14 protein-coding genes are annotated in these 13,887 nt (G+C 72.4%); 5 read left to right on the forward strand and 9 right to left on the reverse strand.

What is annotated here, in order from left to right; genetic code table 11:
- The first annotated feature begins 5 nt into the window (after window positions 1–5).
- From ACQP26_RS20270 to ACQP26_RS20290, 5 genes are read left to right on the forward strand one after another with little or no spacing between them, the layout of a single operon-like run.
- Window positions 6–953 carry a carbohydrate ABC transporter permease gene (locus ACQP26_RS20270; protein ID WP_269705165.1) on the forward strand — a complete coding sequence of 316 codons (948 nt, stop codon included), beginning with the start codon at window positions 6–8 and terminating at the stop codon, window positions 951–953.
- Window positions 943–1,785, forward strand: coding sequence for a carbohydrate ABC transporter permease (locus ACQP26_RS20275; protein ID WP_013475968.1), 843 nt, complete (start codon window positions 943–945; stop codon window positions 1,783–1,785). The genes ACQP26_RS20270 and ACQP26_RS20275 overlap by 11 nt, the downstream gene beginning before the upstream one ends.
- Window positions 1,782–2,702 carry an ROK family protein gene (locus ACQP26_RS20280; protein WP_433493716.1) on the forward strand — a complete coding sequence of 307 codons (921 nt, stop codon included), beginning with the start codon at window positions 1,782–1,784 and terminating at the stop codon, window positions 2,700–2,702. The genes ACQP26_RS20275 and ACQP26_RS20280 overlap by 4 nt, the downstream gene beginning before the upstream one ends.
- Window positions 2,699–3,412: an N-acetylmannosamine-6-phosphate 2-epimerase gene (locus ACQP26_RS20285; protein ID WP_433493717.1), complete on the forward strand. Its 714-nt coding sequence runs from the start codon at window positions 2,699–2,701 to the stop codon at window positions 3,410–3,412. Before ACQP26_RS20280 ends, ACQP26_RS20285 begins: the two co-directional genes overlap by 4 nt.
- Entirely contained in the window at window positions 3,409–5,052 is a 1,644-nt protein-coding gene (locus tag ACQP26_RS20290) for a DUF4127 family protein (protein ID WP_433493718.1), read from the forward strand. The genes ACQP26_RS20285 and ACQP26_RS20290 overlap by 4 nt, the downstream gene beginning before the upstream one ends.
- 39 nt (window positions 5,053–5,091) lie before the next feature.
- Here the strand turns inward: ACQP26_RS20290 and ACQP26_RS20295 are convergent, their stop codons facing one another.
- The 9 genes from ACQP26_RS20295 to ACQP26_RS20335 all read right to left on the reverse strand — a co-directional run bounded on the left by ACQP26_RS20295 (window position 5,092) and on the right by ACQP26_RS20335 (window position 13,861).
- Window positions 5,092–5,808 carry a VOC family protein gene (locus ACQP26_RS20295; protein WP_433493719.1) on the reverse strand — a complete coding sequence of 239 codons (717 nt, stop codon included), beginning with the start codon at window positions 5,806–5,808 and terminating at the stop codon, window positions 5,092–5,094.
- Window positions 5,809–5,889: 81 nt separating this feature from the next.
- Window positions 5,890–6,222, reverse strand: coding sequence for a TfoX/Sxy family protein (locus ACQP26_RS20300; RefSeq protein WP_433493720.1), 333 nt, complete (start codon window positions 6,220–6,222; stop codon window positions 5,890–5,892).
- Between the two features lie 39 nt (window positions 6,223–6,261).
- A complete protein-coding gene (locus tag ACQP26_RS20305) occupies window positions 6,262–6,855 on the reverse strand; it encodes a nucleotidyltransferase family protein (protein ID WP_116507115.1) in 594 nt (197 codons plus the stop codon).
- 140 nt (window positions 6,856–6,995) lie between these two features.
- Window positions 6,996–8,669, reverse strand: a complete 1,674-nt coding sequence (locus ACQP26_RS20310) for a bifunctional 3'-5' exonuclease/DNA polymerase (RefSeq protein ID WP_433493721.1) — start codon at window positions 8,667–8,669, stop codon at window positions 6,996–6,998.
- A gap of 134 nt (window positions 8,670–8,803) precedes the next feature.
- A complete protein-coding gene (locus ACQP26_RS20315; protein WP_433493722.1) occupies window positions 8,804–9,754 on the reverse strand; it encodes a carbohydrate ABC transporter permease in 951 nt (316 codons plus the stop codon).
- A 13-nt stretch (window positions 9,755–9,767) separates the two neighbouring features.
- Window positions 9,768–10,709 carry a carbohydrate ABC transporter permease gene (locus ACQP26_RS20320; protein ID WP_120569017.1) on the reverse strand — a complete coding sequence of 314 codons (942 nt, stop codon included), beginning with the start codon at window positions 10,707–10,709 and terminating at the stop codon, window positions 9,768–9,770.
- 22 nt (window positions 10,710–10,731) lie between these two features.
- Complete coding sequence (ngcE, locus tag ACQP26_RS20325; RefSeq protein ID WP_030500335.1) at window positions 10,732–12,144, reverse strand: N-acetylglucosamine/diacetylchitobiose ABC transporter substrate-binding protein; 1,413 nt, start codon at window positions 12,142–12,144, stop codon at window positions 10,732–10,734.
- Between the two features lie 23 nt (window positions 12,145–12,167).
- A complete protein-coding gene (locus ACQP26_RS20330) occupies window positions 12,168–12,917 on the reverse strand; it encodes an SIS domain-containing protein (protein WP_269705157.1) in 750 nt (249 codons plus the stop codon).
- Window positions 12,914–13,861: a MurR/RpiR family transcriptional regulator gene (locus ACQP26_RS20335; RefSeq protein WP_269705156.1), complete on the reverse strand. Its 948-nt coding sequence runs from the start codon at window positions 13,859–13,861 to the stop codon at window positions 12,914–12,916. Before ACQP26_RS20335 ends, ACQP26_RS20330 begins: the two co-directional genes overlap by 4 nt.
- Window positions 13,862–13,887 lie beyond the last annotated feature (26 nt).

Genomic DNA, 13,887 nt, shown 5'->3' on the forward strand with positions numbered 1-13,887 from the left:
GGATCATGACCCAGACGGACACCAGGGTGGGCCCGGCTGCTGCCGGGCCCGCCCCGGGCCGGGCCCGGCCGTTCTGGACCACCCGCCGGCGGGACCAGCTCACCGGATACCTGTTCATCACCCCGCAGCTGCTCGGCAGCGTGGTCTTCGTGATCCTGCCGCTGGTCCTCGTGGTCTGGTACAGCCTGCACGAGTGGAACGTGCTGGCCGGCAGCTTCGACTACATCGGCACCGACAACTACGCCGCGCTGGCCGACGACCCCAACCTGGGCCCGGTGCTGCGGTCGACCGGCCTGTTCTCGGTCGGCCTGGTCGTGTTCAACCTCGGCCTGGCGTTGCTGCTGGCCGTCCTGCTCAATCAGAGGCTGCGCGGGACCATCGTGTTCCGCACCCTGTTCTTCTCCCCCGTGGTGGTCTCGCTGGTCGCGTGGACCATCGTCTGGGGCTTCCTGCTGCAGGACAACGGCGGCATCAACGGCCTGCTCGACACCATCGGCGTCGACGGCCCCAACTGGCTGCGCGGCGAGGGCACGGCGATGCTGTCGGTGATCGTCGTGCAGGTGTTCAAGAACGTCGGCCTGAACATGGTGCTGTTCCTGGCCGCCCTGCAGGGTGTGCCGGCCGAGCTGTACGAGGCCGCCGAGGTCGACGGCGCGAGCCGGCTGCGCCAGTTCTGGCGGATCACCGTGCCGCTGATCAGCCCGACGATCATGCTCACGTCGATCATCACGGTGGTCGGCTCCCTGCAGGTCTTCGCGCAGATCGCGGTGCTCACCCAGGGTGGGCCCGGCACCTCGACCACGGTGCTCGTCTACTACCTCTACCAGCAGGCCTTCCAGTTCCATCACTTCGGCTACGGCGCCACGCTGTCGATCCTGCTGTTCGTCATCGTGCTCGCGCTGACAGTGCTGCAGTGGCAGATGCGCAAGAGGTGGGTCTTCCATGAATCGTGACCTGTCCCGGCGGACCAAGCTGGTGCTCTACGGGGTGCTGATGGTCCTGGCCGTCCCGTTCGTGTTCCCCACCTGGTGGATGGTCACCTCGTCGCTGAAGCCGGTGGCGGACATCTTCTCCTTCCCGCCGCAGCTGCTGCCGACCGATCCGCGGCTGGACGCGTACCGGCGGGTGTTCGAGCTGCAGCCGTTCGGGCAGCAGTACCTCAACAGCCTCTACATCGCGCTGCTGGTCACCGTCGGCACGCTGGCCGTGGCGTCGCTGGCCGGGTACGCGTTCGCGCGGATCCGGTTCCGGGGACAGAACGTGCTGTTCCTGGTCGTCCTCGCGGGCCTGCTCATCCCGAGCGAGGTGACGATCGTGCCGCTGTTCCAGATGTTCTTCAAGCTCGACCTCATCGACACCCACTGGCCGCTGATCCTGGTACCGATCTTCGGGGCGCCGAGCGTGCTGGCGACGTTCATCATGCGGCAGTTCTTCATCAGCCTCCCCGGGGAACTGGAGGAGGCGGCGCGGGTCGACGGGCTGGGACGCTTCGCCACGTTCTGGAAGATCGCGCTTCCGCTGTCCCGGCCCGCGCTCGGCGCGGTGGCCATCTTCACGTTCCTGCACAGCTGGAACCTGTACCTGGAACCGATTGTGTTCCTCTCCTCGCCGGACAAGTTCACCCTGCCGCAGGCGCTCACCCAGTTCGTCGACGCGTACGGCGGTCCGATGTGGGATGTCCAGCTCGCGGCGGCGTCGATGACCGCGCTGCCGGTGCTGGCGGTGTTCGTCATCGCGCAGAAGCAGTTCGTCGAAGGACTCGCGCACACCGGTCTGAAGGGATGACCGCGCCGGTCGTCGGGATCGACGTCGGCGGCACGAAGACCGCCGCCGCCCTCGTCGATCCCGGCGCGCGGGTGCTCGACCGCCGCGAGGCGACCACCCCCGCGCGCGGCGGGCCGGCCGCGGTGCTCGACACCGCCGCCGGCCTTGCCGCGGAGCTGCTCGCCGCCGCCGGCCCCGAACCGGTCGGGGTGGGCACCGCGGGCACCGTCGACCCGGCGACCGGCGCCATCCGGTACGCGACCGGCAGCCTGCCCGGATGGGCCGGCACCCCGGTCGCCGACGAGCTGGCCGCGCGGCTGGGCCGGTCGGTGCGCGTCACCAACGACGTCGCCGCGGCGGCGCTCGGCGAGTGCTGGGCCGGCGCCGGACGGGGCCGGGGGCACGTGTTGCTGGCCGCCGTCGGCACCGGGCTGGGCGGCGCGATCGTCAACGCCGGGCAGGTCGTGAGCGGCGCCCGGGGCGCGGCCGGCCAGCTCGGGCACCTGCCGGTCCCGGGCGCGCACCGGCTGCGCTGCGGCTGCGGCCGGTACGGGCACCTGGAGGCGATCGCCTCCGGCACCGGCCTCGCCGCCGCGTACGCGCTCACCGGCGGTGACCCGGTCACCGGGCGGGAGGTGGCGCGGCGCGCGGCGGCCGGTGACGCGGCCGCCCGGCAGGTCGTCGACCGGGCCGGCGCCGCGCTCGGCGCGGCCCTGGCCGGGCTGGTCGCCCTGCTCGACCCGGACGCGGTGGTGGTCGCCGGCGGCGCCGCCGCCACAGTGCTCCCCGCCGCGACGGCCGCCTACCGGGCGGAGCTACCCGGCGGCTGGGCACACGTGCCGCTGCTTCCCGCGGCGCTGGGCGCCGACGCGGTGGTGGTCGGCGCCGCCCGGTTCGCCACCGCACCGATCCACCACGACGGAGGAACAAGCACGTGAGTGTCCTGGACGATCTGGCCGGCGGGCTGGTCGTGTCCTGCCAGCCCCTGCCCGACGACCCCGGCGACCCGATGCGCGACCCGTACGTCCAGGCCCGCGTGGCGGCCGCCGTGGTCCGTGGCGGTGCGGTGGCGGTCCGGGTCAACGGCCCCGACGACGTGCGGGCGGTACGCGCCGCCGTCGACGTTCCGGTGATCGGGTTGTACAAGCACGGCACGGGAGGCGTCTTCATCACCCCGACCGCCGGGCACGCGCTGGAGGCGGCGCGGGCCGGGTCGCACGTCGTGGCGGTGGACGCCACCGACCGTCCCCGGCCCGACGGCCGGACCTTCGCCGACACCGTCCGCGCCGTGCACGAGCAGAGCGACGCGCTGGTCCTGGCCGATGTCGCCACTGTGGCCGAAGGCGTCGCCGCCGTCGAGGCCGGCGCGGACGCGGTCGCCACCACGCTGTCCGGCTACACGCCGGCCGGCCCCCCGATCGACGGGCCCGACCTCGGGCTCGTGGCGCGACTCGCCGCGCTGCTGCCCGTACCGGTGATCGCCGAGGGGCGCTACCGGACCACGGAGCAGATCAGCCGGGCCTTCGAGGCGGGCGCCCACGCGGTGGTGACGGGCAACGCCGTCACCTCACCGCTGTGGATCACCCGCCGGCTGGTTCCGGCCACCCCCCGGGCGGCGAGCGCGCCGGAGAAAAGGGAGCATCGATGAAGAGAAGAACCCTTCTTGCGGCCACCGGCGCGGCCGGCCTGGCCACCGTCGCCCTCGGCGGCCCCGCCTTCGCCCGGCCCGCCGGCCGGCGACCGAGCGTGGCGCTGGTGCCGCTGGACGACCGGCCGGTCAACACGTACTGCGCGGAGATGACCGGTGCGAGCGCCGACGCCGAGGTGCTGTTGCCGCCGCGGAACCTGCTGGGCCGCTTCTTCACCCCCGGTGACGGTGCCGGCATCGCCCGCTGGCTCGACGGCGTCGACGGCGTCGACGGGTACGTGATCTCGGTGAGCATGCTGGCGTACGGGGGCCTGATCGCCTCGCGTACCGCCGCACCGGCCCTGGCCGACGCGTTGCGCAACCTGGAGGCGATCCGGCGGCTGCGCGCACGCCGGTCCGACGCGGTGATCGAGGTGCACGACACGATCCAGCGGCTCGCGATCACCAGCACCGGCACCGATCTGGACAACTACCGTGACCTGCTGGTCCAGTGGGCCAAGCTGTACGACCAGGTGGTCAATCTGGGCCAGGAGTCGCTGCGGGGCCAGCTCGACGCCGTGCGGGCGCGCATCCCGGACGCCGTGGTCGAGGACTACCTGGCCGCGCGGGCACGCAACCACCAGGTCAACCGGCTGATGGTGGAGTGGGTCGCGGACGGGACGATCAGCCACCTGGTGCTCTCCGAGGACGACACCGCGCCGGTCGGCCTGGCCCGCGCCGAGCGGGTCGAGCTGGAGGCGCTGGTGGCGCGGCTCGGCGTCGGCGACCGGGTGGAGATCTTCCCCGGCGCCGACGAGGTCAACGCGCTGCTCGTCGCGCGGGTCGTCGCCGCCGGCGCCGCGCCCACCTACCGGGTGGAGTACGCCGGGGTGTCCGGGGAGGGCTGGACCGCCGCGCTGGAGGGCATCCCGTTCGCGGAGAACATCCGCCGGCACGTCACCTCGGTGGGCGGCCGGGTGGTGACCGGCGACGCGGACATCGTCCTCGCGGTGAACACCCCCTCGGCCACGGCCGGGCAGCGGACCGCCGACCTGGACGCGTTCGTCGGCCGCATCGGTGAGCTGCTGGCCGCCGGCACCCCGGTGATCGTGGTGGACCCGCTGATCGTCAACAAGGGCGACCACGACCTGGTGTCCCGGATGGAGGCCCGCCTGGACCTGCCGGCGCTGCTGTCGTACTCGGGGTGGAACACCGGCGGCAACGCGCTCGGGCTGGCGCTCGCGCACGGCACCGCGCGGTGGGCGTACCTGCGTTCGTCCGGCAGCGGCTTCGGCGTGCCGGAGCTGCGCGGGCCGGCCCAGGCGCACGCCGAGTACCTGCTCTACCGGTTCGTCAAGGACGACCCGTGGAAGAACGTGGTGCAGGTCGAGGCGTACGCGCACGCCCGCGCGCAGGGCTGGGACCCGCTGGCGCTGACCGCCGAGCAGAAGCGCTACTTCGACGGCTGGGTACGCGACCGGCTGGTGCCGCTGACCGAGCGGTACTTCGCCGACCACTTCGCCGGGCACGAGCTGGTGCTCGGGGTACGCGGACGCAAGACGTTCACCGCGACGCTGGACCGGGTCACCGCGGTGCGGGTCGAGCTGCCGTGGGACCGGCTGTTCGAGGTCACGCTGGAGCCGAGCCTGCGGCTGCGCTGATCGGAGGACGCGGGTGCGGTCCCTGGGGCCGTACCCGCGTCACCGGGCCGTCAGGAGGCAGAACTCGGTGCCGTCCGGGTCGGCCAGCACCACGTCGCCGGCGGTGTGGCGGCCCGTGCCGACCCGGGTCGCGCCGAGCGCCAGCAGCCGGTCGACCTCCGCGTCCCGGTCACCGTCCGCGACCAGATCCAGGTGTACGCGGTCCCGCCCGCCGCGGTCCATCAGCGGCGGGCCGCTCCAGGTGACCTTCGCGCCTCCGCGCGGCGACTGGATCGCGGTCTCCTCGTCCTGGTCCCAGACCAGCGGCCAGCCCAGCGCCTCGCTCCAGAAGAGGCCGGCCGCCCGGGTGCCGTCGCAGTTGATCGCGCCGAGCGGGCCGCAGCCGGCGAGGAAGGTGTTGCCCGCGCCGATGACGCAGAACTCGTTGCCCTCGGGGTCGGCGAGCACCACCTGGTCGTCGTCCGGGCCCTGGCCGATGTCGATGTGCCGGCCGCCCAGTGCCAGCGCCCGGTCGACGGTGTCCTGCTGGGCCCGCGGCGACGCGCTGGTCAGGTCGAAGTGGATCCGGTTCTGCACCGTCTTGGGCGCCTCGCTGGGCAGGAACCGGATGCGGACGTCGCTGTGTGCGTCGCCGCCCAGTGCCACGCCCTCGCGCGGGTGCTCGACGATCTCCCGGCCCAGCACGCCGGACCAGAACCGCGCGAGCCGCCGCGTGTCGCCCGCGTCGAGGCTGACCGCGTAGAGGTGAACCGCCATCCGTCGTCTCCGATCCCCCGCTGCCGACTGGCCGCAGCGTAGGACGGGCGGCCGGGTCGCGCACCCGGATATCCGGGCGGGCTACTTCGCCGGGAGGCCGCGCGTGAAGCGGACGCCCCGGTCGACCCAGCGGGCCAGGTCGGCGTCGCGCTCGCAGGCGGCCGGCGACACGGTGACCCAGCCGCGCATCTCCCGGCCCCGCATGACTGTCGCCTCGGCGCCGGGCTCGCCCAGGGCGCGTTCGGCCTCGGCCGGGTCGACCCGGACCATCAGGCCGCCCGCGCCGCGCACGACCACCGCCATGTTGCCGCGCAGCATCAGCGCCAGGCCGCCGAACATGCGCCGCTCGGTGATGCCGGGCTCACCCCCGAGGCGTTCGCGTACGCGGTTCGCCAGGTCCTCGTCGTAGGCCACGGTCCGATCCTGGCACCCGGGTCCGACAAGCGGCGCGCCTCAGGCGCCGACGCGTTGCTCGGGGATGGACAGGCCGTAGAGCGCCATCAGCTCCGGGCTGTCGATCCGGCTGCCGTCGGCCACCGAGTCGCAGGCGATGTCGACGATCTGGTCCTTGTGCGCCAGCAGGTACGGCCGCGCCCCCACGTCGGCGCTGGCCAGCGTGGCGATGCCGGACCAGTGCCGGCGGCCGAACAGCATCGGGTAGCCGCGCAGTCCGTCGTAGGTGGCGCAGACCAGCACGTCCGGATACGGCAGGGCGGTCACCCGGCGTACCGCCGTCGCGGTGAGCCCGGGCATGTCCACCGGCACCACGACCACCGCCTCGATGTCGTCGTCGGTGAGCGCGGCGAGCCCGGCCCGGATCGAGGAGCCCACCCCGGTGCCCCACGCGCGGTTGACCACCACTGTGGCGCCGGTCAGGTCGGTGGTCTGCCGCACCTGCTCGGCCGCCGCGCCCAGGACGACCACGACCTGCGCGCAGCCCGCCTCGGCCATCGTGTCGATCATCTGGCTGACCAGCGGCTTCTCGCCCTGGTGCAGCAGCGCTTCGGGTCCGCCGATGCGGCGGCCGCCACCGGCGGCGATGATCATTGCAGCGATCCGGTTCAGCGGTGCCCCCTCGATCAGGGGACGGACCGGGCACAGCCGCCCGGTCCGTCCCGTCGTACGCACACCGGGCCCAACGAGCACGGCCAGGGCCGGGTAGCGGGGCAAAACGGAAATTTGCGTGACTATGCCGCGTCCGCGTAGCAGTCCACTGACGACAGGTCCAGCGGGAACCGGACCGGGGTGTCGCCGAACAGCAGCCCTGTGGCCCGCGCCCCGGCGGCGGTGACCGCCTCGGCGACCGCCGCCGCCTGCCCGGCCGGGCAGTGCACCATCACCTCGTCGTGCTGGAAGAAGACCAGCTCCGCCTCCGTGCCGGCCAGCTCGGTACGCAGCGTCGCCAGCAGCGTGGAGGCCCACTCGGCGGCGGTGGCCTGGATGACGAAGTTGCGGGTGAAACGCCCACGTGAACGGGCCGCCCGCGCCGACGGGCTGTGCGGATCGGCCCCGCCGTCCGGCATCGCCTCCTCCCCCTCGGCGAACCCCGCCGACCCGGGCGGACAGGTGCGCCCCAGCCACGACCGGACCAGCCCGCCCGCCTCACCGGTGCGGGCCGCCGCCTCCACGTAGCCGAACGCGGTCGGATAGTTCTTCCGCAGCACCGCCAGGGCCGGCACGGCCGCCCCGCCGGTCTGCCCGTACATCGCCCCGAGCAGGGCCACCTTGGCCTTCGCCCGGTCACCGGCGAACGCGTCCCGGGCCAGCGCGGCGTACAGGTCACCGGCACCGCCCGCCGCGGCGAGCCGCTCGTCGCCGGAGACCGCCGCCAGCACGCGCGGTTCGAGCTGGCCCGCGTCGGCGACCACGAACGTCCAGCCCGGGTCCGCCACCACCGCCCGCCGGATCACCTTCGGAATCTGCAACGCCCCGCCGCCCCGGGTCGCCCAGCGGCCGGAGACCACGCCGCCCGGCACGTACTCCGGGTGGAACCGGCCGCCGGACACCCAGGCGTCGCGCCAGGCCCAGCCGTGCGCCGTCCAGATCCGGTACAGCTCCTTGTACTCCAGGACCAGCGGCGCCGCCGGATGCTCCACCCCGCGCAGCACCCAGGCGCGCGTGTTCGGCAGGTCCACGCCCGCGCGGGCGAACGCCCGCAACAGCTCCGCGGGCGAGTCGGCGTGCACCTGGCGTACGCCGAACGCGTCAGCGATCCGGGCCTGCAACTCGGCCAGCCGGCGCGGCGGCCCGCCGACCGGGGACGGCTCGCCGAGCAGGCCGGCCAGGATCGCGTCGTGCACGTCGGCGCGCCACGGCAGCCCGGCCGCGCCCATCTCGGCCGCCACCAGCGCGCCCGCCGACTCGGCGGCCACCAGCAGCCGGAACCGGCCGGGGTGGGTGGTCGTGGCGATCCGGGCGAGCTGGTCGGCGTACACCCGGGTCAACGCCGTGATGCCCGGACCGGGCGGGCCGGACGGCGGCTCGAACAACGCGGCCTGGGCGTGGCCCGGCGGCTCGGGCGGGCGGGGCGCCGGGTCCGGCGGGACCGGCGCGCCGGTGACCCGGGCCCAGGCGGCCGGTAGCGCGCGGGGCTCGCCCCACCGGCCGGCGTGCCCGAGCAGCAGCGCCTCGGTCAGCTCGACGTCGTGGCAGCGGTCGAGCCGCACCCCGGCGCGCAGCAGCGCCGGGTAGACGCCGGCCCAGGCGGCCCACAGCCAGCGGGGGTGGCCGGCGGCCTCCCGGGCGGCGACGGCGGTGGCCAGGTCGGCCGCCTCCTCGGGCGGGCCGGACGGGGTGCCGTCGGCGTGCAGCGGTTGCAGCACGCCGCCGCCCCGCTCGTCCGCCTCCACCGCCACCAGCACGGACGTGATTCTGCCCCCTCCCCCCGACACGCTCCGCGGGGAAGGAAGGGCCCCCTCTTAACGCCTGCGGTAGAGGAAGGGCCCCTTGTTAACGCTGAGCGTTAAGAAGGGGCCCTTCCTTACCTCCCGGAGGGTTACTTGCCGACGCCGGCGGTGAGGCCGGACTGCACCTGGCGCTGGAAGACGATGTACACGATCAGCACCGGAAGCATCGCCATGGTCACCCCGGCGAACAGTCCGGACCAGTCCGACTTGTAGCCCTGGTTGACCGACAGCTCGATCAGCCCCTGGGCGATCACCTGGTTCTTCGGCTCGCCGGAGACCGACTGCATGAGCAGCGTCGGCAGGTACCACTGGTTCCACTGGCCGAGCACGTTGAAGATGCCGATGCTGATCAGGCCCGGCTTGGCCATCGGGAGCATCACGCTGAAGAACGTGCGGGTGTGCGACGCCCCGTCGACCTGGGCCGCCTCGGCGATCGAGTCGGGCAGCGTCCGGAAGAACGAGTGCATGAAGAAGATCGTGAACGACAGCGACCACGCCACGTAGACCAGGATCAGCATGAGGTGCTTGTTCGGGCCGAGCAACGGGAGGCTGACGCCGGTGTTGTAGACGCCCTTGAACAGCGGCACCGCGGCCAGGTAGATCGGCAGCGTCAGCCCGGACAGGAACATCCAGTAGATCAGCCGGTTGCCGCGGAACTCGTAGCGCGCCAGGGCGTACGCGGCCATCGAGCCGAGCAGCATCGTCAGCGTCACGCTGAACACCAGCACGAGCAGCGTGTTGAGGAAGAAGCTGTCGATCCCGGCGGTCCAGGCGCGGGCGAAGTTGTCCCACTGCAACGCGTCGGGGATCAGCGACAGCGGTTCGCGGATCACCTCCGAGTCGGTCTTGAGCGCCGACATCACCACCCACAGCAGCGGGTAGACCACCATGATCGCCCAGACCGCGAGGAACAGGTGGGAGAAGCCGTTGAAGATCCGGCCGCCGAAGCCGTTGCCGACGTTCCGCCGGTCCGCCGGCGGCCGGGCAGGCGGTGCCGTGTCGGACCGGGCCGGGCCGGAGGTGTGGGTCACAGTGCTCATCGTCCAGACCTCCTCAGTACTCGATCCGCTCACGGCGGGTGATCCTCAGCTGGAGCGCGGCCAGCAGGATGGTGAAGATGGCCAGCGCGACGGCGATCGCGCAGGCGTAACCGAACTGGCCCTTCTGGAACGCGTTGAACTGGATCACCGAGGCGAAGATCTCGCTGGCGTGGTTCGGCCCGCCCTGGCTCGGCGTCATGACGAACACCAGCGCGTACATGTCCAGCGCGATGAAGCCCAGATAGACCCAGGCGACCGAGATGCTGTCCCGCAGCAGCGGCAGCGTCACCTTGAAGAACGTGTGGAACCGGCCCGCGCCGTCGAGGATCGCGGCCTCGTAGATGTCCTTCGGGATGGACTGCATCGCGGCGGAGAACAGCACCATGTAGAAGCCGGCGCCGCTCCACACCGCGATGAACAGCAGCCACCAGAGCACCGCCGGCACGCCGAGGAACGGCTCCGGGTCGGCGGTGAAGGCGATCGGGTTGTCCGCGTCGACCAGCCCGATCTTGATGAGCAGGCCGTTGATCAGGCCCTGCCCGTCGGTGCGGTAGATCTGCTGCCACATGACGGCGATGACCACCAGCGACAGCACCTGCGGGAAGAAAAAGATGACCTTGTAGATCCCGGAGCCGAACACCCCGCGGATGCCGGCCCTGTCCTCGCGTCCGCCCACGTTGAGCAGGAACGCGAGGAACAGGGCCAGCGCGATCGTGAACAGCGGCACGGTGACCAGGAAGAACACGTTGTGCCAGAACGCCTTCCGGATCAGCTCGTCGGAGAACAGCCGGACGTAGTTGTCCAGCCCGACGAAGCGCTGGGAATCGGAGTACCCGCCCCAGTCGGTCAGCGAGTATCCCGCCGCCTGGGCGAACGGCCACACCACGTAGAACAGGTACAGCGCGACGGGCAGGGCCAGGAAGCCCGTGACGAAACGCGCGACTCCGTGCCGCATTGGACTCACTTCCTCGCGGTGATCAGGCGGTGCGGGTCTGCTTCTTGATCGACGAGTCCTTGGCGACCTTGTCGGCGGCCGCCTGCATCTTGTCGACGAACTGCTGCGCGGTCAGGCGGCCGGCCATCAGCTCCTCGGAGAGGTTCTGGCTCTCCTTGTCCAGGTCGGCGTAGAAGTCCGGGAACTTCACCGAGATCAGGTCCGAGCTGCCGTTCTTCATCAGCGAGTTCGCCGACGCCAGCGCGGTGTCCTGGACGTTGTCGCCGGAGCCCTTGGTGGAGGCCAGCGACTTGGTCAGCTCGGCGAACTTCGCCGAGCCGGCCTTGGACAGGATGGCCCGCAGGAACTCCTTCGCGGCCTCCTTGTTCGGGGCCTTGCTGGGCACCACGAAGCCCTCGCCGGAGGAGGCGAAGACGTCCTTGGCGGCCTTGTCGCCGCTCTTGCTCCAGTAGTCGGAGATGGTCATCTCGAAGCCCGGCGGGATGGTCGCGGCCATCTCGTTCTTCAGCCAGGTGCCGACCTGGATGAAGGCCGCCTTGCCGTCCAGGAACGCCTGCTGCGACTGGGTGTGGTCGAGCTTGCCCGGCAGCAGCAGCTTGTCCTTGACCAGCTTCTCCCACGGCTCCAGCGCCGCGACGATGCCGTCGGCCTTCCAGGCGCCGTCCTTCAGGTTGTCGATGTCGACGACGGCCTGCTTGCCGACCGCCTTCCAGATGCTGGCGAACAGCGCCCAGCGCGGGTAGTAGCCGTGCACCGCGTCGTGCACGTACGGCGCCATGCCCTTGGCCTTGATCTTCGGCGCGAGCGCGAAGAACTCGTCCCAGGTGGTCGGCGCCGTCCAGCCCTCCTTCTTGAACAGTGCCGCGTTGTACCAGTTGCCCCACACCGTGTACGCCACGTTCACGACGTAGAACTTGCCGTTCTGCGTACCGTCGGCGACGGTGCCCGGCAGCAGGCTGTCGGCCACCGTCCCCTCGCTGTCCCAGGCCGGCGCGGTGAGCAGGTCGTCCAGCGGCTCGATCGCGCCCTCGTTGATCAGCGTGCTGCGGTCCATCATGTCGGCGCCCGAGTTCATCACCAGGTCGCTCGGCTGCGTCGCCATCTTGGGCTGCTCTTCGGTCTTGATCTTCTGGGTCGAAGACATGTTGACCGTGATGTTCGGGTGCTTGGCGTTGAAGATGACCTTGTCTTCCTTGGCCCACTGGTCGCCCAGGCCACCGTTGAAGACGACCACCTTGACCGCGCTGCCGTCCTTGACGCCGAACGGGTTGTCCTTGCTCTTGGCCGCGCCGCCGCCGTCGGACTTGCTCGGCTCGCTGCCGGCGCACGCGCTCAGCAGACCCGCCGCCGGTACGGCCAGCAGACCGGCCGCGGCGGCGCGCCGCAGCAGGGTCCGACGGCTGACGTCGCCGAACTTCTCGGGGGTAACCGACATCTTGTCTCTCCTTGTGGGTCGGGTCAGGCGGTCCGCCGGAGACGCCCGGCGTACCGCGACTCGAGGGCGAGGTTGTGCTCGTCCCCACCGGGGACGTTGGCGGAGAGGTAGACAGGGGGTACCTCTCCGGCCTGGTGGAACCGTCGTACGACCTCGGCGGTCAGCAGCTGCGCCAGCAGCGCCGCGGTGACCGAGGAGACCGCACAGACCGCGCCGCCGCCCTCGAGCGGCAGCAGTGCGTCGCCGTACGGCGCGCCGTTGTCCAGCACGACGTCGGCGAGGTCGGCGAGCCGGTGCCCGGAGGGGTGCCGAGGAGCTACCCGGGCGGTGTGCTCGACCGAGGTGACAGCGATCAGCGGATGGCCGCCACGCTTGACGAGCGTCGCCAGCTCGACCACCGAGCCGTTGATGCCGGACTGCGAGGCGACCACGAACACGTCCTCCGGCTGCGGCGCCGCCAGCGCGTAGAGCTGGTGCGCCACGGCCGGGTCGCGTTCCAGTTTCGGGTCGGCGAGCACGTCGCGGGGCGCGTCGCCGTGCAGCACGAGGTCGTGCAGGGAGAGCCGGTTGGCGGGGACCAGGCCGCCGGCCCGGGCGACCAGTTCGGCGGCGAACGCCTCCGAGTGGCCGGCGCCGAACGCCTGGAGCACGCCACCGGAGCGCAGCCCGGAGGCGATCAGGTCGGCTGCCCGGTCCACCGCCACGGCCTGGCTGTCCACCAGCCGGTCGAGCACCGGGCGGACCGCGTCGGCGTACCGCTGGGCACTGATCATGATGGGGACCCCTTCGCGGCCTTGTGCCCGTCGACGGCCTGGGCGGTACGCCGGAAGGCCGCGTGGGCGCGGTCGTGGGTGCGCTGCGCCACCGCGATGTAGAGCAGGTCGAGCACGACGAGTTGCGGGTGCCGGGCGGAGAGCGCGTCCGGCCGGAACGTGGTGGCCTGGCTGGCGGTGACCAGCACGATGTCGGCCAGTTCGGCGAGCGGCGAGCGGGGGAAGCCGGTGAGCGCGACGGTGGTGGCACCGCGGCTGCCGGCCTCGGCGAGCAGCTCGATCGTCTCCCGGGTCTGCCCGGTGTGCGAGATGCCGAGGGCGACGTCACCGGCGCCCAGCAGCGCGGCGCTGGCCAGCCCTTCGTGCACGTCGCTCCAGGCCCACGCGGCGACGCCGATGCGGTGCAGGCTGAACTGCATCTCCTCGCCGACGAGCGCGCTGCCGCTGGCGCCGAAGATGTTCACCCGGCTGGCCCCGGCGATGGCGACCGCCGCGCGTTCCACCTCGGCCAGGTCGAGCAGCGCGGCGGTGTCGTGCATCGCCCGCGTGTCGGCGGCCATGATCTGGTCGAGCACCCGGGACAGCGGGTCGCCGGGCTGGATCTCGCGTCCGATGTCGACGGTCCAGCCCGCCGAGCGCGCCCGCCCGGTCTCGGCGGCGATGCCGAGCCGCAGGTCGGCGTAGCCCTCGAAGCCCATCGCCCGGCAGAACCGGGTGATGGTCGCCGGCGAGGTGCCGCTGCGCTCGGCCAGCTCGACGATGGTGGCCCGGGCCGCCGCCTCCGGGTCGCTGAGCACGTGCTCGGCGACCCGGCGCAGCGCCCCGGTCAGCTCCCCCGTGCCGGCCCGGACCCTGGCCAGCACGCCGTCGGCGCCCAGCCGGTCGGCCGGACCGGCATCGACCACCGCGGTCGCCGCGGAAGTCTCCACCTCGTGCTCGACCATCGGCGGAAGCCTTTCGGAAAAGAGTG

The sequence above is a fragment of the Micromonospora sp. CA-248089 genome, assembly GCF_050948515.1.
Lineage (GTDB): Bacteria > Actinomycetota > Actinomycetes > Mycobacteriales > Micromonosporaceae > Micromonospora.

What these genes read in the sequence shown, in the direction of transcription:
- ACQP26_RS20270 (WP_269705165.1), top strand. Translation starts at nt 6, where the DNA reads ATGACCCAGACGGACACCAGGGTGGGCCCGGCTGCTGCCGGGCCCGCC.
- ACQP26_RS20275 (WP_013475968.1), top strand. Translation starts at nt 943, where the DNA reads ATGAATCGTGACCTGTCCCGGCGGACCAAGCTGGTGCTCTACGGGGTG.
- ACQP26_RS20280 (WP_433493716.1), top strand. Translation starts at nt 1,782, where the DNA reads ATGACCGCGCCGGTCGTCGGGATCGACGTCGGCGGCACGAAGACCGCC.
- ACQP26_RS20290 (WP_433493718.1), top strand. Translation starts at nt 3,409, where the DNA reads ATGAAGAGAAGAACCCTTCTTGCGGCCACCGGCGCGGCCGGCCTGGCC.
- ACQP26_RS20295 (WP_433493719.1), bottom strand. Translation starts at nt 5,808, where the DNA reads ATGGCGGTTCACCTCTACGCGGTCAGCCTCGACGCGGGCGACACGCGG.
- ACQP26_RS20305 (WP_116507115.1), bottom strand. Translation starts at nt 6,855, where the DNA reads ATGATCATCGCCGCCGGTGGCGGCCGCCGCATCGGCGGACCCGAAGCG.
- ACQP26_RS20315 (WP_433493722.1), bottom strand. Translation starts at nt 9,754, where the DNA reads ATGAGCACTGTGACCCACACCTCCGGCCCGGCCCGGTCCGACACGGCA.
- ACQP26_RS20320 (WP_120569017.1), bottom strand. Translation starts at nt 10,709, where the DNA reads ATGCGGCACGGAGTCGCGCGTTTCGTCACGGGCTTCCTGGCCCTGCCC.
- ngcE (WP_030500335.1), bottom strand. Translation starts at nt 12,144, where the DNA reads ATGTCGGTTACCCCCGAGAAGTTCGGCGACGTCAGCCGTCGGACCCTG.
- ACQP26_RS20330 (WP_269705157.1), bottom strand. Translation starts at nt 12,917, where the DNA reads ATGATCAGTGCCCAGCGGTACGCCGACGCGGTCCGCCCGGTGCTCGAC.
- ACQP26_RS20335 (WP_269705156.1), bottom strand. Translation starts at nt 13,861, where the DNA reads ATGGTCGAGCACGAGGTGGAGACTTCCGCGGCGACCGCGGTGGTCGAT.